Origin of the sequence: Shewanella cyperi (genome assembly GCF_017354985.1) — a bacterium.
GTDB classification, from domain to species: Bacteria; Pseudomonadota; Gammaproteobacteria; order Enterobacterales; family Shewanellaceae; genus Shewanella; species Shewanella cyperi.
On record NZ_CP071501.1, the window covers coordinates 1,622,644 to 1,645,080 of the forward strand.

The following is a 22,437-nucleotide window of genomic DNA, read 5'->3' on the forward strand; positions in this document are numbered from 1 at the left end:
GGGTTTTATACCGAGATCAGGAAATCCAGGGCAAGAAGCGATTGGCGCGCTTATCCGCTTGCCACAGGCCCATGGCGGCTCTGTGACGCAGACGGTAGAGGGCCTGATAGCACAGTGGCACCAGATACAGACTGGTCACTGTGGAAAAACTCAGTCCGCCGATAATGGCAATGGCCATGGGCGCATAAGGTGGGCCACCGCCACCAATTTGGGTATCCCCCATGGCGAGAGGCACCAGACCCAGCACCGTGGTGCCAACTGTCATGAGCACCGGCCGCAGGCGGGTGATACAGACGGAGTGGATGGTGGCAGACAAGTCTTCCAGCGCCGGTGTCATCTGATTTATCTGATCCACCAGTACTATGCCGTTGTTGACCACTATCCCCATGAGGATAAGTATGCCGATCATGGCCATTACCGACATGGGGGTGCCGGTGAGCCACAGGGCCCAGAACACTCCGGTGATGGAGAAGAGTATGCTGGTGATGATGGCACTTGGCAGCAGCAGCGACTCAAACAGGGCCGCCATCACTATGTAAATCATCGCCACGGCTAGCAGCATATTGATCGCCATGATGGACTGATCCTCATCCTGACGTTCAAAACCGCCCCGCAGGGAATAGCCATAGCCTGAGGGGAAGTTCATGTGATCCATCGCCTGCTTGATTTTCTTTTGCGCATCTTCCGTGGTCAGCCCTTCCAGGTTGGCGCCTATGGTCAACGAGGTTTCCCTGTTGTAGTGCCTGATGGTGTCAAACCTGGGCACAATTTCAATACTGGCAAGGCTGCTCAGGGTATAAACCCGGTCGCCATGGCGCAGCACAGGTAACTGATTGAGCGCATCCAGCGAAGCCTGCCAGCTCTTGTCATAGGCCAGTTCGATACGCAGTTCGCCGCTCGGGTCATGACGGAAACTGCGCAGCATCTGCCCCCGCAATGCCATGGACACGCCCTTGGCCAACTCGGATAAGGGGGTCTGCAGACGGGCTGCCATTTGCGGGTCAATATGGACCAATACTTCCTGTTGGGCGCCACTGACCTCAGAACGCACGTCTTCCATCCCCTTGATGGCGCTGAGCAAAGGAATTGCCTCCTCGCTCAAGCGGATCAATTCCGAGGTTGAGCGGCCGGTGAGCGTTACCCTGATCCCCTGGTTGTCATCGCCCCATCCAAATTGAGGTTTGGCGATGGAAAACTTGGGGAAGCCTTCGCGGATTTGTTTCTTGAGAGCGTCAAGATCAAACTCCACATCCTTTTGCATCAGCAGCACCGAGCTGGCGCGGTCAGGACTGTAGTAGCTGTATACCGAGTCGATATGGAAAGCCTCTTTGTTGTCATACAGGTAGGTTTCCATCTGGGTGACCAGGGCTTCGGTAACTGCCAGGCTGTGACGGCCTTCAATTTGATAATTGATAAACAGCCTTTCCTTGCTGGCACCATCTTCCTGATCCTGCTTGACCATGCTCAGGGGCAGGGCAGTGGAAGCCAGCAGACCGATGGCGATAACAGTGCTGATTTTGGGATGAAGCAGGATCCAATTGAGACTGCGCTCATAACCCAGTTGCAACTTGTTCTTGTGCTCCACTTCCTCGTGGTGGATATGGATCCGGGTCAGCATCAGCGGGATCAGGGTTTTGGCCACCAGCAGCGATGCTGCCAGCGAGATACAGATAGCAATGGCCACATGCTCAAGGAAAATGGTCAGCTGTACCTTGACGCCAAAGATGTTGGGCAAAAAAACTATCGCCGTGGTCAGGGTGCCCGCCAGTACCGCCAGGGCAACCTTGTTGACGCCACTGAGAATGGCGGTTTCCTTGCTTTCATGGAGTTCGTGCTGCTTTTCCTGCAAAACGCTTTCGGTCACCACCACCGCATTGTCGATAAGCATACCCACAGCCAGCAGCAGGCCCATCATGGACAATATGTTCAGGCTGTAGCCGAGGAAATACATGCCGGCCAGGGTCATGCAAATGGAAATCGGCACCGACGAAACCACGATAAGTGTCATGCCCAGATTGCGCAGGAACAGGTACAGAATGGCGAAGGACAAGAGAGCGCCCAACAAACCCGCCATCAACAGGTCCCACAGCGAAGATTTCACCCCGAACGCCTGATCTTCCATAATGAACAGACGAATACCGCTGAATTGTTTATCGGCCTTGACCGCATCCACCACCTTCAGCACCCTTTCGGACACTTCCACCAGGTTGGCGCCGGACTCCTTGAATACATCCAACCCCACGGCATAGCGCTTGTCCAGGTGACGGCCTTCAACCCGCTCCGGCAGCTGGAAGCTGACCGTGGCCACATCGCCCAGGCGAATGCCTCTGGCCAACACCAGCTGTTCTATGTCCTGCAGGTTTTTGAATTCACCCTTGGGGGATACCTGGTAGACGGCATTGTTAGCCCTCAGGGTGCCGGCGGAAAGGGTAAAATTTTCCCGACTGAGGCGCTCGGTCAGCGCCGAGGCGCTGATGCCACTGGCTGCCAGGCGATCGGCGTCGATACGAATGCTGATCTGCTTTTGCTCGACCCCATAGAGGGTGACCCTGGAGACACCGTCAAGGCGCTCCAGCGGTTGCCGCAGCTGCTTGTCGAGCAGATCGAAGGCACCCGACAGTTCCCGTTCACTGGAAATGCGAATGGTCAGCATGGGCATGTCAGCGGTAGAGAACTGCTGGATATAGACCCGCTCCACGTCCTTGGGCAACAGGTGACGCACGGCGTCAACTTTTTCCCTGGCTTCCAGGCTCTTGGTGGCGACGTTCTCACCCCACTTCATGTTGACCTGGATTTCGGCGCCGTCCTGGCTGGAATTGGAACGCAACTCCTCGATACCGCCCATAGTGGCGAGCGATTCTTCCAGCACCCGGGTGATGTCCCGCTCGACTTCCGCCGGGCTGGACCCCTTGTAGGGCACGTTGATGAAGATCTGCGGTATGTCGATGCCGGGAAAAAGCTCCAGCGGCAGCAGGCGGCTGGACACCATGCCGAACAGCACTATCGACAGGAAGAACATACAGGTGGTCACCGGGCGACGGATCGCCAATTGGGTGATGTTCATATGTTGGCCTCCATCTCGGGCTCGGCAAATTGCTTGCGGTCAAACAGGGCATAGAGCACGGGGATCACCACCAGGGTCAGCAGGGTGGAGAAACTCAGGCCAAATATCACGGTAATGGCCATGGGGGCCCGCACTTCTGCGCCATCACCCAGTCCCAGCGCCATGGGCAGCAGGCCCAGGGTAGTGGTCAGCGTGGTCATCATGATGGGGCGCAGACGGGAACTGGCGGCTTCGCTGACTGCGGCCAGCTTCTCCATGCCCTCAGCCCGTAACTGGTTGATCCTGTCAACCAGCACAATGGCGTTGTTCACCACTATACCGGCCAGCATGATAAGGCCGATGAAGACCACCACCGACAGGTGAGTGCCTGTCATAAACAGCCCCAGTATGGCGCCACCGACTGCCATGGGCACCGCAAACAGGATCAGCAGGGGATGCAGCAGGGACTCGAACTGACTTGCCATCACCAGGTAGACCAGGAATACCGCCAGGGTCAGGGCAATTTTCAGCGACTGGAAAGAATGCTCCATCTCTTCGTTCTGACCACCGAAACGGACCTGCACCGAGGCCGGAATCGCCTGACGCTGCAACACGCTTCTGGCTTCTGCCACGGCTTCGCTCAGGTCACCATAGGCCAGGTTGGCAGACACCAGGGCTACCCTTTGCTGACTGATACGGTTGATGGCAGAGGGGCCCAGTTGCAGGCTGACATCGGCCACGGCGCTCAGGGGCAATGGCTGGGCATCGTTGGGGTTGATGACCATATTGGCAATGTCGCGCACCTCATCACGTTCGGACTGGGCACTGCGCACCAAAATATCAATCTTGCGATCCCTCAGGGTGTACTTACTGGCGATGGTGCCACCCACACGCTGGGCAATGCGGTTGGCCACTGTGGGTGCATCCATACCAAGGGCTGCCAGTCTGGCGGAGTCGAAACGGATGGACAATTCCGGCTGGCCATCACGCAGACTGGTGTTGATGTCGGTAAAACGTTGGGATTCACCCAAAGCCTTAACCAGGGTATCTGCGGTTTGCTTCAGTTGACCCAGTTCGTAACCGCTGAGTTCTATTTCCAGCGGCGTTTTGAAACTGAACAGTTCGGGGTACTGAATTTTGGCTTCAAGCTCAGGCAATTTTCGCGCCCGTTCGCGCAGCTTGCCTGCCACCAAATTAAACGCACCGTGATCGGCCAGCACCACTTGCAGGCGGCCCCAGTTTTCGCCGCCACGGGCGGTGTCTGAGGTCATCAGGCCGCCGCTGCCTGCCTGACTGTAGGCATGCTTTACTTCCGGCATATCCTTGATGGCCAGCGCCAGATACTGCAATACCTTATCGGTTTCAGATACTTCCGTACCTGGAGGCATCAGGATTTCGACATAGAACTCGCCCTGGTTCATGGGCGGGATCAGTTCCATTCCCAAACGTGGCAACAAGCCGGCGGCAAAGGCTGTGATACCGAGAGCCAGCACCAGGGTCATGACCTTGGCCTTGAGGGCGGCATTAAGCACGGGGTGATACAAGCGCTCCATGCCATGGTAAATCAGATTGAACAACTGGCTCAGGGGACGCATCACCAAGCCCAACAGCCATCCAAACAGACGGGTCAGGGTCAATGACAGCGTCAGCAGCAGTGCCGGCAGATAACGGAAAAGCAGTACAAAGGGGAAGCTGAATACCGTGGCACCGTAGTGCTTGAGTTTCCCCATGCGGGTGGTGGGCTTTTCACGATCCGCCTTGGCAACCAGTGGTGGCAACGCCTTGAACCCTTCCCTTGAGGCCAGCATGGGGATCGAGGTCAGGGCTACCAGGAGGGATGCCAGCAAGGCAAAGGTGACGGTCAGGGCCTGATCGGCGAACAGGGCGCCGGCAATGCCATCAACAAATACCAGTGGCACGAATACCGCCAGCGTGGTCATGGTGGAGGCAAAGATGGCGCCGGCCACCTCTCGGGTCCCCTTTACCGCGGCTTCCAAGCGCTCCAGTCCCTGTTTGCGATAGCGGTCGATGTTTTCCAATACCACGATGGCGTTATCTACCAAGAGGCCCACCGCCAGCGCGATACCGCCAAGAGACATGATGTTGAGGCTGATATCAGCAAAATACATCATGTTGAAGGTGGCAATCACAGAGAAGGGGATGGAGATGGAGATGATAAGTGTGGGGATAATGTCCTTGAGAAACAGGTAGATCACCAGCATGGCCAGCACCGAACCGATAAGGGCCGATGAGGTCACCTCACCAACGGCGCTTTCAATAAACTCGGATTGATCGTAGATAATTTCAAGGTTGGCCAGCGGGCTGTTCTTGTTGATGGCAGCTACTTCCTGCTTCAACCTTTTGGCCACGGCAACCGTATTGGCATCACCTTCCTTGTATACTGCCAGCTCAATGGATTCCTGATTGCCGATGCGGGTGATATCGGAGCGTTCCTTGTGGGCATCCTGGATATCGGCCACTTCAAACAGGCGAATAAGCCTTTGGTCATCCTTGTACACCACCACCTGACCCAGCTCATCCAGGCTGTTGAATTGATTCAGGGTACGTACCAGATATTCTTTCTCACCCTGAACCACTTTCCCCGCGGAGACGTTAAGGTTTTCGGCGGCGATGCGGTCGCGAATATCTGAGGCATTGAGGTTCAGCTGGGTCAGTTTTTCCTGATTCAGCAGAATTTGCACTTCCTGCTCCAAACCACCGGACAGACGCACAGCGGCCACACCGGAAAGGGCCTCAAGCTGACGCTTGAGTTCTTCATCGGCGTAGGTTCGCAATTGCTTCAATTTGGCTTCATCGGCATCGGGCACCGACAGGGCGAGGCGCATAATAGGGTCAAGATTGGGGTTGAAGCGCAACAGCAAGGGTTTTTGGATATCCAAAGGCAGATTGATGGTATCCAGCTTCTCGCGTACTTCCAGGCTGGCCATGTCCATGTCTGTGCCCCATTCGAATTCGAGGATCACATCGGACAGACCGGAGCGGGAGACAGAGCTTATTTTGCGCAGCCCTTTAACTATACCAACCGCTTCTTCGATGGGCTTGGACACCAGTTGCTCAACTTCAACCGGCGCTGCGCCATCATACAGGGTACGAATGGTGACCGTTGGGTAGCTTAGATCCGGCAGTAACTTCACCGCCAGACGGGAGAATCCCACCATACCGAACAGTATGACTGCCAACATAAACATCCATACTGTAACCGGCCGTTTTACGGACGTAGTGATAATAGACATAGTGGCTGTTCCTTATTACTTGGCAGAGGCCACGTCGAGGGAGCCTATCACTTCAACCTGTGACTGATCCTTGAGGTTTTGCTGGCCACGCACCACTATTTGCTCGCCCGATTGCAATCCGGCCACCACTTCCACTGTGTCGCCATCGCGGTAGCCCAGGGTCACCTCGCGGCGCTGGGCCTGGTTGTCGGCAATCACGTACAGGGTCTGCTTGTTATCCTGATTGATGATGGCGTTGAAGGGCACAGTGATCACATTTTCATGGGTGTCGTACTTGAGCTCAACCCGGGTAAACATACCGGCCTTAAGTTCACCCGTGTTGTTAGGTACTGCCAGGGTCACCTTGAAGGTACCTGAGGCCGCATCGACCACAGGACTTATCCTCAGTACCTTGGCATTGACTGCATGCAGTTGATTGTTGCTGGTGAATACATCGGCGCTTTGACCAAGCTTCAGCTGTGCCAGTTGGCGCTCGGGCAGGTACACTATGCCGTGCAATTCGTCCTGATTCACCACATAGAACAGCTCTTCAAATTCGCGGGCCATATTGCCGGCTTTCACATGACGTTTGGCGACAACACCATCCAGTGGTGAAACAATTTGGCTTTCCTTGACCTGCAGCGCGGCCAAATCGCGACGGGCAACAGCAGCCTGCAGGTTGAATTCCAGCTTGGCCATTTGATCGGCGCTGACGAACTCCTTGTTGTTCATCTTTTTGAGGCGGTTCAGCTCCTGTTCAATGATTTTGACCTCAGCCTCTGAGCGCTCCAGATCGTATTGCTGCCGTTTGGCATCGATAGTGGCCAGCACCTGTCCCTTGTGCACTTTTTCACCTTCTTCCACCTTGATGCTTTCAATCAGGCCGGCGATGCGGCTGACCACGTGGGCTTCGGCAGGCGCTTCCAGTGTGGCCGTGGTGCTGTAGAAGGAAGATACATTCCCCAGCATCACCAGCTGGGCCTCGACAGGTACGGCATATTTTTCTTCTTCAGGCTTCTTTTCTTCACCGCCGCAAGCAGCGAGTACTGAAATGAGCAGAACGGGCAGGGCGAGTTTGAATGGGTTGCGGGCTTCCATGTGATAGTACCTGTAAAGTTAACCATGATGGCAGCGATAAAGCACAAAGCATGCCACTAATTTTTATTCCTTTTAAACAATGGCTTAGGCGCGTTCTGGTTGTGGTGGTTGGTTACTTTCACCAAAACTGTAGCCAGTTTGTTTAATCTTTGGTGGGTTTAACTAAACGATGTTTACACTTGTTGCGCAACCAAAGCTTTGCAACAAAAGATGATCTGACGTTACAGGCATAAAAAAAGCGCCCGTAAGAGGGCGCTTTTTTTCAACAGCCAGTGAAATTAACCACGTTTGTCGATAGATACAAAGTCGCGGCTGGTTTCGCCGGTGTAAAGCTGGCGAGGACGGCTGATCTTGTGACCAGGCTGATCCAGCATTTCCTTCCAGTGTGCAATCCAGCCCACGGTACGTGCCAGGGCGAAAATCACAGTAAACATGGACGTTGGGATACCTATGGCCTTCATGATGATGCCAGAGTAGAAGTCCACGTTTGGATACAGTTTCTTGGAAATGAAGTACTCGTCGTTCAAGGCGATACGCTCCAGCTCCATGGCCACATCCAGCAGTGGGTCCTTCACCTTGAGTTCGGTCAATACTTCGTGGCAGGTTTCACGCATTACCTTGGCACGAGGGTCAAAGTTCTTGTAAACCCGATGACCAAAGCCCATCAGGCGGAAAGGATCGTTCTTGTCCTTGGCGCGCTCGATGAATTCAGGGATGCGATCCACAGTACCGATTTCTTCCAGCATGTGCAGGCAAGCCTCGTTGGCACCACCGTGGGCAGGACCCCAGAGTGAGGCAATACCGGCGGCGATACAGGCAAACGGGTTGGCACCCGAAGAGCCGGCCAGACGCACGGTGGAGGTAGAAGCGTTTTGTTCGTGATCGGCGTGCAGGATGAAGATCCTGTCCATGGCGCGTTCAACGATAGGGTTTACCTTGTACTCTTCGCAAGGTACGGCAAACATCATCGACAGGAAGTTACCGGCATAGCTCAGGTCATTGCGCGGATACTCAAAGGGTTGACCCACTGAGTACTTGTAGCACATGGCGGCTATGGTTGGCATCTTGGACACCAGACGGTAAGCAGCAATTTCACGGTGACGGGCGTCATTGACGTCCAGTGAATCCTGATAGAAGGAAGACAAGGCTCCTGTCACACCGCACAGCATGGCCATGGGGTGTGCATCGCGGCGGAAGCCACGGAAGAAGAATGCCAATTGCTCATGCACCATAGTGTGCGTTTTGACTGTGTAGGCGAATTCTTCGAATTGTGCCTTGGTGGGCAGTTCACCGTAGAGCAAGGCATAACACAGTTCCAGATAATTGGACTCGACCGCCAGTTGTTCTATTGGATAACCGCGGTGCAACAGCACGCCCTGGTCGCCGTCAATATAAGTGATGGCTGATTCACAGGAAGCAGTGGCGAGAAATCCCGGATCAAATGTAAAGTAACCCTTGCTGCCGAGCTTGCTGATGTCGATAACATCAAAGCCAGCAGTTCCCTGTTTTACTGGCAATTCAATTGATTCGTTCCCTGGTAGTTCCAACTTGGCTTTTAAATCAGCCATACCCCGTTCTCCTTACTTCATTCTTGTGTGAGTGCGGCATGTCAAACGGCCCATACTTTACCGCCAATGCAGATCACATTTCAATTTAAATAAGCGTTTAAATTCGTTAGACCAAGGTATAGGTCAGACCAATTTCCCTGACAAGACTAATACTTAACAGCCAAAAAAGCCAAAATTCGGGAAATTGCATAATGTGATGTTTGTATTTGACATTTGCGACGAGTATACTTGCTGCGGCTCGAAAGGGCTGCAAACAGCGCGGTTTCAGGCGTCTTTTTGAAAGGCTGAAAAGGCTGACCCCAAAAGCTTTAACTGTTTGTTTACACTTTTCTTTTGCGATGACCTGAACTGTGACCTGGGTCACGGCTTTTGTTTGAGCAAAAGCGGTTCACATTATAAAAAAAATGCTCAATGGAGCTGAGTGAGCAGAACGTGAAAAAGCAAAGACCTGTCCATTTAGATCTGCAGACCATTCGCTTCCCTGCGACAGCGATTGCGTCAATTCTTCACCGTGTTTCCGGTGTCATTATGCTGTTTGCCGTGGGAATTCTCATATGGCTGCTCAATGCCTCGCTGGCATCTGCCGAGAGTTTCCAGGGCGTACAGGCGATGTTTGACAACTTCATCGTCAAGTTTGTCATTTGGGGCATTATGACTGCGCTGGGTTACCACTTGCTGGGCGGCGTGCGCCACCTGGTAATGGATACCGGTCGTTGGGAAGAATTGACTTCAGGCAATGCATCGGCCAAGGCGGTATTCGTCCTGGCGGTGGCCTTTTCAATCATCGTGGGGATCTGGGTATGGTAACCAATGCAGCAAGTTTTGGACGCAGCGGTGTCCATGACTTTATTCTTCTACGCGCCAGTGCAGTGATCCTGGCTTGCTACACCATCTTTTTGGTGAGCTTCATCGCACTGAGTTCTCATCTCACTTTTGACATCTGGCACGGCCTGTTCAGCGCTCTGCCGATGAAAGTGTTTACGCTGCTGGCACTGATTGCCGTGCTGATCCATGCCTGGATCGGTGTTTGGCAAGTGCTGACCGACTACGTGAAAAACGTGGCTCTGCGTGGCGTATTACAGTTTGCTTTTGTGGTTGCCGCCTTTAGCTATCTGGCCGCAGGCACAGTGATTGTGTGGGGTGTTTAAGTGAGTATTCCAGTTCGCGAATTTGACGCAGTGGTGATTGGTGCCGGTGGTGCCGGTATGCGCGCTGCGCTGCAGATTTCCAAAGAAGGCAAGAGCTGTGCGCTCCTGTCCAAAGTATTCCCAACCCGTTCTCACACTGTATCTGCCCAAGGCGGTATCACAGTAGCCCTGGGTAACGCCCACGAGGATAACTGGGAATTTCACATGTACGACACGGTAAAAGGTTCCGATTTTATCGGTGACCAGGATGCCATTGAGTACATGTGCCAGACCGGTCCTGAGGCCATTATCGAGCTGGAACACATGGGTCTGCCTTTCTCCCGCTTCGAAAACGGCAAGATCTACCAGCGTCCATTCGGTGGCCAATCAAGAGATTTCGGTGGCGAACAGGCCGCCCGTACTGCGGCCGCGGCCGACCGTACCGGCCACGCGCTGCTGCACTGCCTGTACCAGCAAAACGTTAAGAACAAGACCCAGGTGTTCTCTGAGTGGTATGCCCTGGATCTGGTGAAGAACGAAGACGGTGCCATCGTTGGTTGTACCGCCATCGACATCGAAAGCGGTGAAATCGTGTACTTCAAGGCCAAGGCCACTGTGCTTGCCACTGGCGGTGCCGGTCGTATTTTCGCCTCTACCACCAACGCCCATATCAACACCGGTGACGGCGTGGGTATGGCAGTCCGTGCCGGCGTACAGCTGCAGGACATGGAAATGTGGCAGTTCCACCCCACAGGTATTGCCGGTGCCGGCGTACTGGTGACCGAAGGTTGCCGCGGTGAGGGCGGATACCTGCTGAACAAGGACGGCGAGCGTTTCATGGAGCGCTATGCGCCCAACGCCAAAGACCTGGCGTCCCGTGACGTGGTTGCCCGGTCCATGATGACCGAAATCCGTGAAGGTCGTGGTTGTGACGGCCCAATGGGTCCGCACATCAAGCTGAAGCTGGACCACCTGGGTAAAGAAACCCTGGAAGCCCGTCTGCCAGGCGTGTGTGAACTGTCACGTACCTTTGCTCACATCGATCCGGCCGATGGCCCAATCCCTGTGATCCCAACCTGCCACTACATGATGGGCGGTCTGCCGACCAAGGTTTCCGGTCAGGTTATCCGCAAGAATGAAGATGGCAGCGAGCAGGACGTAGTAGGTCTGTTTGCCGTGGGCGAAATCGCCTGCGTATCCGTACACGGTGCCAACCGTCTGGGCGGTAACTCGCTGCTTGACCTGGTGGTATTCGGTCGTGCTGCCGGTCAACATCTGGGCAAGGCCCTGGATGAGACTGCCGATCCGAAGGCGGCTTCCAACGCCGACATCCAGAAGTCTCTGGAGCGTCTGAATCGTTGGGAAAGCAACAAAGACGGTGAAGACCCAGCGCAAATCCGTAAAGATCTGCAGATGTGCATGCAGCTGAACTTCTCGGTATTCCGCAGCGGTGACGCCATGGCCGAAGGCCTGGAACAGCTGAAGCAAATCCGTGAGCGTTTGGCCAATGCCAAGCTGTCCGATAACTCCAAAGAGTTCAACACCCAGCGCATCGAGTGTCTGGAACTGGACAACCTGATGGCCACCGCCATCGCCTCCGCTTATGCAGCGAACTTCCGTACCGAGAGCCGTGGTGCTCACAGCCGTGAAGATTTCCCTGAGCGTGACGATGACAACTGGTTGTGCCACAGCCTGTTCGATCCCGTGACCGAAACCATGTCCACCCGTGAAGTGAACATGTCGCCCAAGTCACGCGAAGCCTTCCCACCGAAGAAGCGTACCTACTAAGGAGTTGTTGAAGATGAAATTGGAGTTTGCAGTTTATCGTTACAATCCTGACGTAGATTCCAAGCCACGCATGCAGGATTACAGTCTGGAAGTGCCTGATGGCTCAGACATGATGGTTCTGGATGCGCTGCTGAAGCTGAAGGAAATGGACCCGACCCTGTCGTTCCGTCGTTCATGCCGTGAAGGCGTGTGTGGCAGTGACGGCATGAACATGAACGGTAAGAACGGCCTGGCCTGTATCACCCCAGTCTCTACCTTTAAGGGTAAGAAGATTGAAATCCGTCCGCTGCCCGGTATGCCCGTGGTACGCGACCTGGTGGTCGACCTGAGCCAGTTCTACAAGCAGTATGAGAAGATCAAGCCTTATCTGATCAACGATGATAAGACCCCAGCCCGTGAACATCTGCAAAGCCCTGAGGATCGTGCGCATCTCGACGGCCTGTACGAATGTATCATGTGTGCCTGCTGCTCAACTGCCTGTCCGTCCTTCTGGTGGAATCCTGACAAGTTCGTGGGTCCAAGCGGTTTGCTGCACGCCTACCGCTTCCTGATCGACAGCCGCGACACCGCGACTGAAGAGCGTCTGTCCGAGCTGGATGACGCCTACAGTGTGTTCCGTTGCCACGGCATCATGAACTGCGTTGACGTGTGTCCAAAAGGATTGAACCCGACCAAGGCCATTGGACACATCAAGTCCATGCTGCTCAAGCGGGCTGTGTAAATGCAAGACAATGAGCTAATTAGAATAATCATATAGCTCTATCGAGAGTCACTCTCCTGTTGTGGGGAGTGGCTCTTTTGTGTGTAAAGGAACTACATCAGGCCGAAATTCTGGAACCTTCGGGGCGGCTGACCACATACTGCTCGGTATGTAAAACCATGGCTAAGCACGTGTATAAAGTTTGAAAGGATAAGAAATGCACCAAGGCATTATGAAAGCCTGGCTAGAGTCTTCTCATCTGTATGGGTCGAACGCGACCTATGTCGAGGAGATGTATGAAGCCTATCAAGAAGACCCAAGCTCAGTCTCCGACGACTGGCGTGCGGTGTTTGATAATCTCCCTCCTGTGAACGGTGCCTCTGCCGATGTACCTGAAGCTGCTCACTCCAAAATCCGTGATTACTTCCGCTCCCTCGCTCAGGAAGGCCGCCGTAAGGGCGCCGCACGGATGACCGATCCCGAAGTGGATGCCAAGCAGGTCAAGGTGCTGCAACTGATCAACGCCTACCGTTTCCGTGGCCACCAGAATGCCAATCTGGATCCGCTGGAACTGTGGAAACGTGATGCTGTTGCTGAACTGGATCCCGCATTCCACGGCCTGACGGCTGAAGATCTGCAGCGTGAGTTCAATACCGGTTCCTTTGCCCATGGTGGTGACACCATGAAGCTGGGTGATCTGGTCAAGGCCCTGAAGGCCACTTATTGCGGTGCCATTGGTGCCGAATACATGCACATTACCGACACCGAGGAAAAGCGCTGGATCCAGCAACGCCTGGAGCCGACCCTGGGTCGTGCCAGCTATGACAAGGGTGTTAAAACCCGTATCCTCGAAGGTCTGAACGCCGCCGAAGGCATGGAAAAATACCTGGGTGCCAAGTTCCCCGGTGCCAAGCGTTTCTCCCTTGAAGGTGGTGATGCCCTTGTGCCCATGATGCGCGAGATCATCTATCGCGCCGGTGAGGCGGGTACCAAGGAAATCGTTGTGGGTATGGCCCACCGCGGTCGTCTGAACGTGCTGGTTAACATCCTCGGCAAACGTCCTGCGGAACTGTTCGACGAGTTTGCCGGCAAACACGGCGAAAGCTCAGGCTCGGGTGACGTTAAGTATCACCAGGGCTTCTCTTCCGATTTCGAAACGCCCGGTGGCAATGTGCACTTGGCGCTGGCGTTCAACCCATCGCATCTGGAAATCGTCAACCCCGTGGTTATGGGTTCTGTCCGTGCCCGTCAGGATCGTCGTGGTTGTGCTGATGGCCTGTCGGTTATGCCAATCACCATTCATGGTGACTCAGCCATCGCCGGTCAGGGCATAGTCCAGGAGACATTCAACATGTCTCAGACCCGTGGCTTCAAGGTGGGTGGTTCAATCCGCATCGTGGTGAACAACCAGGTGGGCTTTACCACCTCGGCTCACCATGACGTGCGTTCAACCGAGTACTGTACCGATATCGCCAAGATGGTGCAGGCGCCGATTTTCCACGTGAACTCAGACGATCCTGAGGCCGTGGCTTTTGTGGCCCAGCTGGCCGTGGATTACCGCAATACCTTCAAGCGCGATGTGGTGATCGATCTGGTGTGCTACCGCCGCCATGGCCACAACGAGGCCGATGAGCCCAGTGCAACTCAGCCGCTGATGTACGCCAAGATCAAGAAGCATCCAACGCCGCGCAAGATCTACGCCGACAAACTGATTGCCGAGAACAGCATCAGTGCCGAGGAAGTGACCGCCATGGTCAACGGCTATCGTGATGCCCTCGACCACGGTGACTGTGTGGTCAAAGAATGGCGCCCCATGACACTGCACACAGTGGACTGGACACCATTCCTGAACCGTGAATGGGACGAAGCGTTCGAGTCTTCCATGTCGTTTGAACGTCTGCAGTCCTTGGCCGAAAAGATTGCCTACGTACCGGAAACCCATCCGCTGCAGTCCCGCGTAGCCAAGATTTACAGCGACCGTCATGCCATGGCCAAGGGCGAGAAGCTGCTTGACTGGGGCTTTGCCGAAACCCTGGCTTACGCCACCATACTGGAAGACAACAAGCGCGTGCGCATCACAGGTCAGGACTCTGGCCGTGGCACCTTCTTCCATCGCCACGCCGTGCTGCACAACCAGAACGATGCCACCACCTATATGCCGCTGCGCAACCTCGCGGCCGAGCAAGGCCCAATCGACATCACAGACTCTGTGCTGTCCGAAGCCTCGGTACTGGCGTTTGAATACGGTTATGCCACTGCCGAGCCAGGCGGCCTGACCATTTGGGAAGCCCAGTTTGGTGACTTCGCCAACTGTGCCCAGGTGGTGATTGACCAGTTCCTGTCATCCGGTGAACAAAAATGGGGCCGTCTGTGTGGCCTGACCATGCTGCTGCCACATGGCTATGAAGGTCAGGGCCCAGAGCACTCTTCAGCCCGTCTGGAGCGCTTCCTGCAACTGTGTGCCAACCACAACATGCAGGTCTGTGTGCCGTCGACTCCGGCCCAGGTTTACCACATGTTGCGTCGTCAGGTCGTGCGCCCAATGCGTCGTCCGCTGGTGGTGATGTCACCCAAGTCGTTGCTGCGTCATCCGCTGGCGGTTTCTTCCCTGGAAGAACTGGCTAACGGCAGCTTCCAAAACGTGATTGGTGAAATCGATGCCCTGGATCCCAAGGGTGTTGAGCGCGTGGTGTTCTGCTCAGGTAAGGTATACTTCGAGCTGCTGGAACGCCGTCGCAAGGAAAATCTGACCAACGTGGCCATTGTCAGGGTAGAGCAGTTGTATCCGTTCCCCGCCGAGGAAATGGCCAAGGTGCTCGAAGCCTATCAGCACGTGACCGATTTTGTTTGGTGTCAGGAAGAGCCTCAGAACCAAGGTGCCTGGTATTGCAGCCAGCATCACTTCTGGGCAGCTATTCCTAAGGGTGCAATGTTGACCTATGCCGGTCGTGAAGCCTCTGCGGCACCGGCCTGTGGTTATCCAGAGCTGCACACGCACCAGCAGGAATCACTGATAAACGCCGCTTTAAATCTGAAGTAATAGACATTTATAAAAAAGGATAGCTTTTCATGAGTATCGAAATTAAGGTACCCGTACTGCCAGAATCTGTTGCCGATGCAACCATCGCGACCTGGCACGTTAAGCCCGGTGAAGCGGTATCCCGCGACCAAAACCTGGTGGATATCGAGACCGACAAAGTGGTTCTGGAAGTGGTAGCACCGGAAGATGGTCACATCAGTGAGTTCCTGTTCAACGAAGGTGACACTGTGCTGGCCGAGCAGGTGATTGCCAAGTTTGTTGCCGGTGCCGTTGCTGGTCAGGAAGTGACCAAGGCTGAAGCCGAAGCTGCTGCTCCTGCTGCCGCCGCAAGCGACGAGAGCAACGATGCCCTGAGCCCATCAGTGCGCCGTCTGATCGCCGAGCACAACCTGGACGCTGCCAAGATCAAGGGCACAGGTGTGGGTGGCCGTATCACCAAGGAAGACGTAGAAGCCTTCGTGAAGTCTGCTGCCAAGGCTGCACCTGCCGCCAAGCCAGCCGCTGCACCAGTGGCCCTGTCTGGCGATCGCAGCGAGAAGCGCGTGCCTATGACCCGTCTGCGCAAGACCATTGCCACCCGCCTGCTGGAAGCCAAGAACTCCACCGCCATGCTGACCACCTTCAACGAGGTCAACATGAAGCCCATCATGGATATCCGCAAGCAATATCAGGATATCTTCGAGAAGAAGCACGGTATCCGCCTGGGCTTCATGTCCTTCTACGTGAAGGCCGTGACCGAAGCCCTGAAGCGTTTCCCTGAAGTGAACGCGTCCATCGATGGCGATGATATCGTTTACCACAACTATTTCGACGTCAGCATCGCTGTGTCTACTCCACGTGGCCTGGTTACCCCGGTACTGCGTGACACAGACAACATGAGCCTGGCCGATATCGAAAAGGCCGTGCGCGATCTGGCTATCAAGGGCCGTGACGGCAAGCTGACCGTAGAAGACATGACCGGCGGTAACTTTACCGTGACCAACGGTGGTGTATTCGGTTCTCTGATGTCTACCCCAATTCTGAACCTGCCACAAAGTGCTATCCTTGGCATGCATGCCATCAAGGACCGTCCTATGGCAGTTAATGGTCAGGTTGAAATCCTGCCCATGATGTACCTGGCACTCTCATATGACCACCGCATTATCGATGGTCGTGAGTCTGTTGGCTTCCTGGTGACCATCAAGGAATTCCTGGAAGACCCAACCCGTCTGCTGCTGGATATCTAAGCGCAGTCAGACAAAAACCTCGTGACTGGCCCTTCGGGGCCAGTTGGATTTGAATCGTAGTATACGGATAGATCATCATGAATTTGCATGAGTATCAGGCAAAAGCCCTCTTTGCCGAATATGGTTTACCAGTGTCAGAAGGCTATGCCTGCGATACCCCTCAAGAAGCGGTAGAAGCAGCCGGCCGTATTGGCGGAAACATGTGGGTTGTCAAGTGCCAGGTGCACGCCGGCGGCCGTGGTAAGGCAGGTGGCGTTAAAGTCACTGGCGATAAAGAAGAAATCCGCGCCTTTGCCGAGAACTGGCTGGGCAAGAACCTGGTGACTTATCAGACTGACGAAAAAGGCCAGCCTGTTGCCAAGATCCTGGTTGAGAGCTGCACCGACATCGCCAACGAACTCTACCTGGGTGCCGTTGTTGACCGTGGCAGCCGCCGCGTGGTGTTCATGGCTTCTACCGAAGGTGGTGTTGAGATCGAAAAGGTGGCCGAAGAGACCCCTGAGCTGATCCACAAAGCCATTATCGATCCTATCGCCGGTCCTCAGCCTTTCCAGGCCCGTGACCTGGGCTTCAAGCTGGGTCTGAACCCAACTCAAATGAAGCAATTCACCAAGATCTTCATGGGCCTGGCCCAGATGTTCCTGGACCACGATTTCGCTCTGCTGGAAATCAACCCTCTGGTGATCACCACCGAAGGTAACCTGCACTGCCTGGACGGCAAGATTGGTGTAGACGGTAACGCACTGTTCCGTCAGCCAAAGATCAAAGACATGCACGATCCTTCACAGGATGACCCACGTGAAGCCCACGCTGCCAAGTTCGAACTGAACTACGTAGCCCTGGACGGTAACGTTGGTTGTATGGTGAACGGTGCCGGTCTGGCCATGGGTACCATGGACATAGTTAACCTGCACGGCGGCAAGCCAGCCAACTTCCTCGACGTGGGCGGCGGCGCGACCAAAGAGCGCGTTTCCGAAGCCTTTAAGATCATTCTGTCTGACAGCAATGTGAAGGCCGTTCTGGTTAACATCTTCGGTGGTATCGTGCGTTGTGACATGATTGCCGAAGGTATCATTGGTGCCGTTAAAGAAGTGGGCGTGAAAGTGCCGGTAGTTGTGCGTCTGGAAGGTACCAACGCCGAACTGGGTGCCAAAGTGCTGGCTGATTCTGGTCTGGATATCATTGCTGCCAAGAGTCTGACCGACGCTGCCCAGCAAGTAGTTAAAGCTGCGGAGGGCAAATAATGTCTGTATTGATTAACAAAGATACCAAGGTTATCTGCCAGGGTTTCACCGGCGGTCAAGGTACTTTCCACTCTGAACAGGCTATTGCCTACGGTACAAAAATGGTTGGCGGTGTATCTCCCGGTAAGGGCGGCACTACTCACCTGGGTCTGCCAGTGTTCAACACTGTGAAAGATGCCGTTGCTGCCACCGGCGCCACTGCCTCTGTGATCTATGTACCTGCGCCTTTCTGTAAAGACGCCATCCTGGAAGCCATCGACGGTGGTATCCAGCTGATCGTTTGTATCACCGAAGGTATCCCAACTCTGGATATGCTGCAGGTGAAAGTGAAGCTGGAACAAACCGGCGTTCGCATGATCGGCCCTAACTGCCCTGGTGTTATCACCCCAGGCGAGTGCAAGATCGGCATCATGCCAGGTCACATCCACAAGCCAGGTAAAGTCGGTATCGTTTCCCGTTCCGGCACCCTGACTTATGAAGCCGTTAAGCAGACCACTGACGAAGGCTTCGGTCAGTCTACCTGTGTGGGTATTGGTGGTGATCCAATCCCAGGCACCAACTTCATCGACGTACTGGAAATGTTCCAGAACGATCCTCAAACCGAAGCCATCATAATGATCGGTGAAATCGGTGGTACCGCCGAGGAAGAAGCTGCTGCTTACATCAAGGCCAACGTGACCAAGCCTGTGGTATCTTACATTGCCGGTGTGACTGCACCTGCTGGTAAGCGCATGGGCCACGCCGGTGCCATCATCGCCGGTGGTAAAGGTACTGCCGAAGATAAATTCGCTGCCCTGGAAGCTGCCGGTGTAACTACCGTTCGCTCCCTGGCCGATATCGGCAAGGCACTGCGCGAAAAAACTGGCTGGTAATTCCTGCCATTGAAAAAGGCGCCTGAGGGCGCCTTTTTTACAGGCCAAATTTCGACACAATTCTGATTGCGGAAATCGCCATGTCCGTTTTTGCCATTGTTTTTCCTTTGCTGTTTATCGCCTCCCTGGGATTTTTTGCCAGCCGTTTCAAGTGGTTTAGCCGGGAGCAGGTGAGCGGCATCAGCCAATTTGCTTTCTTTGTCAGTATTCCGGCCCTGCTGTTTAACGCCATGCTCAAGGTGTCACTGGCTGAGACACTCAATCCCGCCATCTTTGTCAGCTTTTATGGCCCGGTACTGCTCTGTTTTGGCCTGTCCTTGCTGCTGTTCCGATTATTGAGCCACAAGCCATTGGCGGACTTGGCGCTGATGGGGCTCGGCGGCAGCTATTCCAACACCCTGTTGGTGGGCCTGCCGGTGGTGATCGCCACCTTTGGCCCGGCACAGATGAAAAGCGTCTTTCTGCTTATTCCCTTTCACAGTGCCTTGCTCTTTGGCCTGACCTTTCTGGTGGCCGGTAAAGCCCAGGCCAGCAATAACGGCGTGGGTGTGTTGAAAACCGTGCTGCTCAATCCCGTGGTGCTGAGTATTTCTCTGGGGTTGCTTGGCAATCTCGGTGGCCTCAGTTTACCGGCGCCAATGACTGGGGCGCTGGAGATGCTGGCCAAGCCCGCCATTGCCTGTGCCTTGTTTGTGCTGGGAGCGAATCTGAACCATTACCACATAGGCGAGGGCTGGCGTCAGGCGCTGCTGCTGAGCCTGCTGAAATTGCTGCTGTTGCCAACTCTGGTCTGGTTGCTGGCGAGCCTGCTCGGCGTCACTGGCGTGGAAAGAGCCGTGGCGGTGTTATTGGCGGCATCCCCCCTTGGGGTCAATGCCTATCTGATAGCGCTGCAACTCAAGCAGGATGAGGATGTGATAGCGTCGGCGGTGGTCATTTCCAGCGCCATGTCCGTACTGACTGTGATGTTTTGGTTATCTGTGTTAACGTGATGCGCCATATTGGAGTTGATAGTTAACAAGGAGACTGGCGTGATCATTACCGAAACCGACCGACTGGTGCTGAGGCATTTCAACGAGGGCGATATTGAGGCCCTGTTCCAGATGAACAGTATCCCCGAAATATTGACCTATATCCCCACCGAGCCTTTTACCGACAGGGCCCAGGCCGAGAAGCTGCTTCACGAGGTGATCTATGCCGACTACAGTTCCAGGGGATTTGGGCGTTGGGCGGTGGAGCACAGGGAAAGCGGCAAGGTCATAGGTTTCTGCGGTCCCAAATATATTCCTGAGTTCGACAAGGTGGAGCTGGGCTACCGCTATTTCCCCGAATACTGGGGCCAGGGCATAGGTGCCGAAGCCGCCAAGGCCGCCATTGCCGAATTCAAATCCATTTGTAAGGTGGACGAGGCAATAGCGCTGATCCTTGATGGCAACCTGGGGTCCATGGGTGTGGCCCGTAAGGTGGGCATGGAACCCAATGGTCGCAGTGAATTCATGGGCCATGGGGTGACGGTATTCCACCGCTGGCTCTAACGCCGACTTGAGCTAAATAAAAAAGCCCTGACATGCCAGGGCTTTTTTCATTGTGATACTGTTTATTCCCAATCAGGGCTTACTCGCCGTGATCGCACTCATCATTGGTGCAGACACCGTAGAGATAGAGGCTGTGGTTGGTCAGCTTGATATTATGCTTCATGGCGATTTCATGCTGACGACGCTCAATGGTCTCGTCGGAAAATTCAATCACCTTGCCACAGCTCAGGCACACCAGGTGATCGTGATGGTGTTGGCTCGCCAGTTCGAACACTGCCTTGCCGCTCTCAAAGTGATGGCGGGTGACTATGCCGGCATCATCAAACTGGTTCAGCACCCGGTATACGGTGGCCAGGCCAATTTCTTCGCCAATATCCAATAATTTCTTGTATAAATCTTCGGCACTGATGTGCTGATTTTCCGGTTCTTGCAACAGTTCCAGGATTTTTACTCGTGGCAGGGTGACTTTCAATCCCGCTTTTTTAAGGGCCTGATTTCCATCTGTCATGGCTAATCTCTTGATTGCAGAACCAATAGGTTCATCCGTAAATAGTCAGGCCATTATATGTGGCAAATGCCAAAACGGAAACCTTTGATCCGGCAATCGATCCCCTGGTGCCCAATATTTGTTTAAAATGAGCGACAATTGGGTTTAACTTTGGTAACACCCTTACAAGGGTCATGGTTATACCAAGGCCCAATTGCCTGCCTTCAGGGCTGGGGGCAGGATATGAATATCACCGGAACCAAGGACAGCAGATGTATCGCCATATAGTTGTACTCACAGGCGCCGGAGCCTCGGCAGAGTCTGGCCTCAGAACCTTCAGGGACCAACATGGGCTCTGGGAAGATCATGCCATCGAGGATGTGGCGACGCCGGAAGGCTATGAACGCGACCCTCTGTTGGTGGAGCGTTTTTATAATCTGCGCTGGCAGCAGCTGCACTCGGATGCGGTGCACCCCAATCAGGCTCACCTGGCGTTGGCCCGGTTGGAGCAGGAGTTTAAGGGGGAGTTTCTGCTTATCACCCAGAACGTGGATGACCTCCATGAGCGGGCCGGCAGTCGGCGTTTGTTGCACATGCACGGCGAACTCAACAAGGGCCGTTGTCCCCGTTCGCGCCAGACCTTTGTGCTCACTGAACCCTTTGGTCCGGAAAACCTGTGCACCTGCTGTATTCCGGCCCAGCGCCTCAGGCCCCATATAGTCTGGTTCGGGGAAATGCCCCTGGGGATGGACAGGATCCACCAGGCATTGGACAGTTGCGATCTGTTTATCGCCATCGGCACCTCTGGAACCGTCTATCCCGCCGCCGGTTTTGTCGATGCCGCCAATCACATGGGCGCCCAAACCCTGGAAGTGAACATGGTAGCGCCGGACCGGCACAGCCAGTTTCAGCTGCACCTGACGGGGGCGGCCGGTGAGCTGGTGCCCCGCTTGGTGGATGCGATATTGGATGGTCGCAGCCTCAGTGTATTGGCCGCTGATGTGGCGTTAGAGGGCTGATGGTGAGCGAAGAAACGGCAGTCCCATTGGCCATTATACTGCGGGGCTTGCCGGGCAGCGGTAAGTCCCATTGGGTGACCGAGCTTTTGGCCGTTCTGGCGGCAGAGGATGCCGAAAAGGTAGTGGTGTGCTCCACCGACAATTTGTTTATGGAGCAGGGAGAGTATCGCTTCGACGCCGCCCGCCTCAGCGAATACCATCAGCGCAACCTGGCGGCCTTTATTGAGGCGCTGGCGTTACACACGCCTGTGGTGATTTGTGACAACACCAATATGGCCCGCTGGGAATTCCTCTGCTACGAAACCGCCGCCAGGGCTCTGGGATACAGGGTAGAGCGCAAATTGATTGGCGAGCCCTGGAATAGCCAGCACCAACAAATCTGCGCCGCCCGCAACCGCCATGGCGTCAGCCTGGAGGCCATACGGCGCATGGCGGCACAATTTGAAGCTGACTAGCT

General features: G+C 54.8%; 17 protein-coding genes. 12 read left to right on the plus strand and 5 right to left on the minus strand.

The features are described from left to right. Window positions 1-16: 16 nt before the first annotated feature. From JYB84_RS06865 to JYB84_RS06880, 4 genes are all read right to left on the minus strand, one after another. The gene (locus JYB84_RS06865) at window positions 17-3,064 is read right to left on the minus strand and encodes an efflux RND transporter permease subunit (RefSeq protein WP_207322680.1); all 3,048 of its coding nucleotides are present in this window, start codon (window positions 3,062-3,064) and stop codon (window positions 17-19) included. Then, entirely contained in the window at window positions 3,061-6,297 is a 3,237-nt protein-coding gene (locus JYB84_RS06870) for an efflux RND transporter permease subunit (protein WP_207322681.1), read from the minus strand. Before JYB84_RS06870 ends, JYB84_RS06865 begins: the two co-directional genes overlap by 4 nt. A 15-nt stretch (window positions 6,298-6,312) precedes the next feature. Next, window positions 6,313-7,374, minus strand: a complete 1,062-nt coding sequence (locus JYB84_RS06875; RefSeq protein WP_207322682.1) for an efflux RND transporter periplasmic adaptor subunit — start codon at window positions 7,372-7,374, stop codon at window positions 6,313-6,315. A gap of 278 nt (window positions 7,375-7,652) precedes the next feature. Next, window positions 7,653-8,942 carry a citrate synthase gene (locus tag JYB84_RS06880; protein ID WP_207322683.1) on the minus strand — a complete coding sequence of 430 codons (1,290 nt, stop codon included), beginning with the start codon at window positions 8,940-8,942 and terminating at the stop codon, window positions 7,653-7,655. 411 nt (window positions 8,943-9,353) lie between these two features. On the opposite strand from JYB84_RS06880, the gene sdhC reads away from it, so the two are divergent. From sdhC to JYB84_RS06930, 10 genes are all read left to right on the plus strand, one after another. Then, a complete protein-coding gene (sdhC, locus tag JYB84_RS06885) occupies window positions 9,354-9,749 on the plus strand; it encodes a succinate dehydrogenase, cytochrome b556 subunit (protein WP_207322684.1) in 396 nt (131 codons plus the stop codon). After that, window positions 9,743-10,090, plus strand: coding sequence for a succinate dehydrogenase, hydrophobic membrane anchor protein (sdhD, locus tag JYB84_RS06890; protein ID WP_207322685.1), 348 nt, complete (start codon window positions 9,743-9,745; stop codon window positions 10,088-10,090). The genes sdhC and sdhD overlap by 7 nt, the downstream gene beginning before the upstream one ends. After that, window positions 10,091-11,857 carry a succinate dehydrogenase flavoprotein subunit gene (sdhA, locus tag JYB84_RS06895; RefSeq protein WP_207322686.1) on the plus strand — a complete coding sequence of 589 codons (1,767 nt, stop codon included), beginning with the start codon at window positions 10,091-10,093 and terminating at the stop codon, window positions 11,855-11,857. It abuts the gene before it with no gap. A gap of 13 nt (window positions 11,858-11,870) precedes the next feature. After that, complete coding sequence (locus JYB84_RS06900) at window positions 11,871-12,578, plus strand: succinate dehydrogenase iron-sulfur subunit (RefSeq protein ID WP_207322687.1); 708 nt, start codon at window positions 11,871-11,873, stop codon at window positions 12,576-12,578. Between the two features lie 196 nt (window positions 12,579-12,774). Then, window positions 12,775-15,597, plus strand: coding sequence for a 2-oxoglutarate dehydrogenase E1 component (gene sucA / locus JYB84_RS06905; protein WP_207322688.1), 2,823 nt, complete (start codon window positions 12,775-12,777; stop codon window positions 15,595-15,597). 29 nt (window positions 15,598-15,626) lie between these two features. Beyond that, the gene (odhB, locus tag JYB84_RS06910) at window positions 15,627-16,823 is read left to right on the plus strand and encodes a 2-oxoglutarate dehydrogenase complex dihydrolipoyllysine-residue succinyltransferase (RefSeq protein WP_207322689.1); all 1,197 of its coding nucleotides are present in this window, start codon (window positions 15,627-15,629) and stop codon (window positions 16,821-16,823) included. Between the two features lie 77 nt (window positions 16,824-16,900). Next, the gene (sucC, locus tag JYB84_RS06915; protein ID WP_207322690.1) at window positions 16,901-18,067 is read left to right on the plus strand and encodes an ADP-forming succinate--CoA ligase subunit beta; all 1,167 of its coding nucleotides are present in this window, start codon (window positions 16,901-16,903) and stop codon (window positions 18,065-18,067) included. Next, a complete protein-coding gene (gene sucD / locus JYB84_RS06920) occupies window positions 18,067-18,939 on the plus strand; it encodes a succinate--CoA ligase subunit alpha (protein WP_207322691.1) in 873 nt (290 codons plus the stop codon). Before sucC ends, sucD begins: the two co-directional genes overlap by 1 nt. An 80-nt stretch (window positions 18,940-19,019) precedes the next feature. Then, window positions 19,020-19,931 carry an AEC family transporter gene (locus JYB84_RS06925; protein WP_207322692.1) on the plus strand — a complete coding sequence of 304 codons (912 nt, stop codon included), beginning with the start codon at window positions 19,020-19,022 and terminating at the stop codon, window positions 19,929-19,931. Between the two features lie 42 nt (window positions 19,932-19,973). Beyond that, the gene (locus tag JYB84_RS06930) at window positions 19,974-20,474 is read left to right on the plus strand and encodes a GNAT family N-acetyltransferase (RefSeq protein ID WP_207323130.1); all 501 of its coding nucleotides are present in this window, start codon (window positions 19,974-19,976) and stop codon (window positions 20,472-20,474) included. 79 nt (window positions 20,475-20,553) lie between these two features. Here JYB84_RS06930 and fur read toward each other — a convergent pair whose 3' ends face one another. Then, window positions 20,554-20,982 carry a ferric iron uptake transcriptional regulator gene (gene fur, locus JYB84_RS06935; protein ID WP_207322693.1) on the minus strand — a complete coding sequence of 143 codons (429 nt, stop codon included), beginning with the start codon at window positions 20,980-20,982 and terminating at the stop codon, window positions 20,554-20,556. 251 nt (window positions 20,983-21,233) lie between these two features. Between fur and cobB the strand changes: the two genes are divergently transcribed. Both cobB and JYB84_RS06945 read left to right on the plus strand, forming a co-directional pair. Continuing rightward, window positions 21,234-21,980 (plus strand): Sir2 family NAD+-dependent deacetylase, encoded by a 747-nt coding sequence (cobB, locus tag JYB84_RS06940; protein ID WP_207322694.1) that lies wholly within the window; start codon window positions 21,234-21,236, stop codon window positions 21,978-21,980. Next, the gene (locus tag JYB84_RS06945; protein WP_207322695.1) at window positions 21,980-22,435 is read left to right on the plus strand and encodes an AAA family ATPase; all 456 of its coding nucleotides are present in this window, start codon (window positions 21,980-21,982) and stop codon (window positions 22,433-22,435) included. Before cobB ends, JYB84_RS06945 begins: the two co-directional genes overlap by 1 nt. Window positions 22,436-22,437 lie beyond the last annotated feature (2 nt).

Excerpts from the sequence above, each read along its gene's own strand:
- JYB84_RS06865 (WP_207322680.1), bottom strand. The coding sequence starts at position 3,064 with ATGAACATCACCCAATTGGCGATCCGTCGCCCGGTGACCACCTGTATG.
- JYB84_RS06870 (WP_207322681.1), bottom strand. The coding sequence starts at position 6,297 with ATGTCTATTATCACTACGTCCGTAAAACGGCCGGTTACAGTATGGATG.
- JYB84_RS06875 (WP_207322682.1), bottom strand. The coding sequence starts at position 7,374 with ATGGAAGCCCGCAACCCATTCAAACTCGCCCTGCCCGTTCTGCTCATT.
- JYB84_RS06880 (WP_207322683.1), bottom strand. The coding sequence starts at position 8,942 with ATGGCTGATTTAAAAGCCAAGTTGGAACTACCAGGGAACGAATCAATT.
- sdhC (WP_207322684.1), top strand. The coding sequence starts at position 9,354 with ATGGAGCTGAGTGAGCAGAACGTGAAAAAGCAAAGACCTGTCCATTTA.
- sdhD (WP_207322685.1), top strand. The coding sequence starts at position 9,743 with ATGGTAACCAATGCAGCAAGTTTTGGACGCAGCGGTGTCCATGACTTT.
- JYB84_RS06900 (WP_207322687.1), top strand. The coding sequence starts at position 11,871 with ATGAAATTGGAGTTTGCAGTTTATCGTTACAATCCTGACGTAGATTCC.
- sucA (WP_207322688.1), top strand. The coding sequence starts at position 12,775 with ATGCACCAAGGCATTATGAAAGCCTGGCTAGAGTCTTCTCATCTGTAT.
- odhB (WP_207322689.1), top strand. The coding sequence starts at position 15,627 with ATGAGTATCGAAATTAAGGTACCCGTACTGCCAGAATCTGTTGCCGAT.
- sucC (WP_207322690.1), top strand. The coding sequence starts at position 16,901 with ATGAATTTGCATGAGTATCAGGCAAAAGCCCTCTTTGCCGAATATGGT.
- sucD (WP_207322691.1), top strand. The coding sequence starts at position 18,067 with ATGTCTGTATTGATTAACAAAGATACCAAGGTTATCTGCCAGGGTTTC.
- JYB84_RS06925 (WP_207322692.1), top strand. The coding sequence starts at position 19,020 with ATGTCCGTTTTTGCCATTGTTTTTCCTTTGCTGTTTATCGCCTCCCTG.
- fur (WP_207322693.1), bottom strand. The coding sequence starts at position 20,982 with ATGACAGATGGAAATCAGGCCCTTAAAAAAGCGGGATTGAAAGTCACC.
- cobB (WP_207322694.1), top strand. The coding sequence starts at position 21,234 with ATGTATCGCCATATAGTTGTACTCACAGGCGCCGGAGCCTCGGCAGAG.
- JYB84_RS06945 (WP_207322695.1), top strand. The coding sequence starts at position 21,980 with ATGGTGAGCGAAGAAACGGCAGTCCCATTGGCCATTATACTGCGGGGC.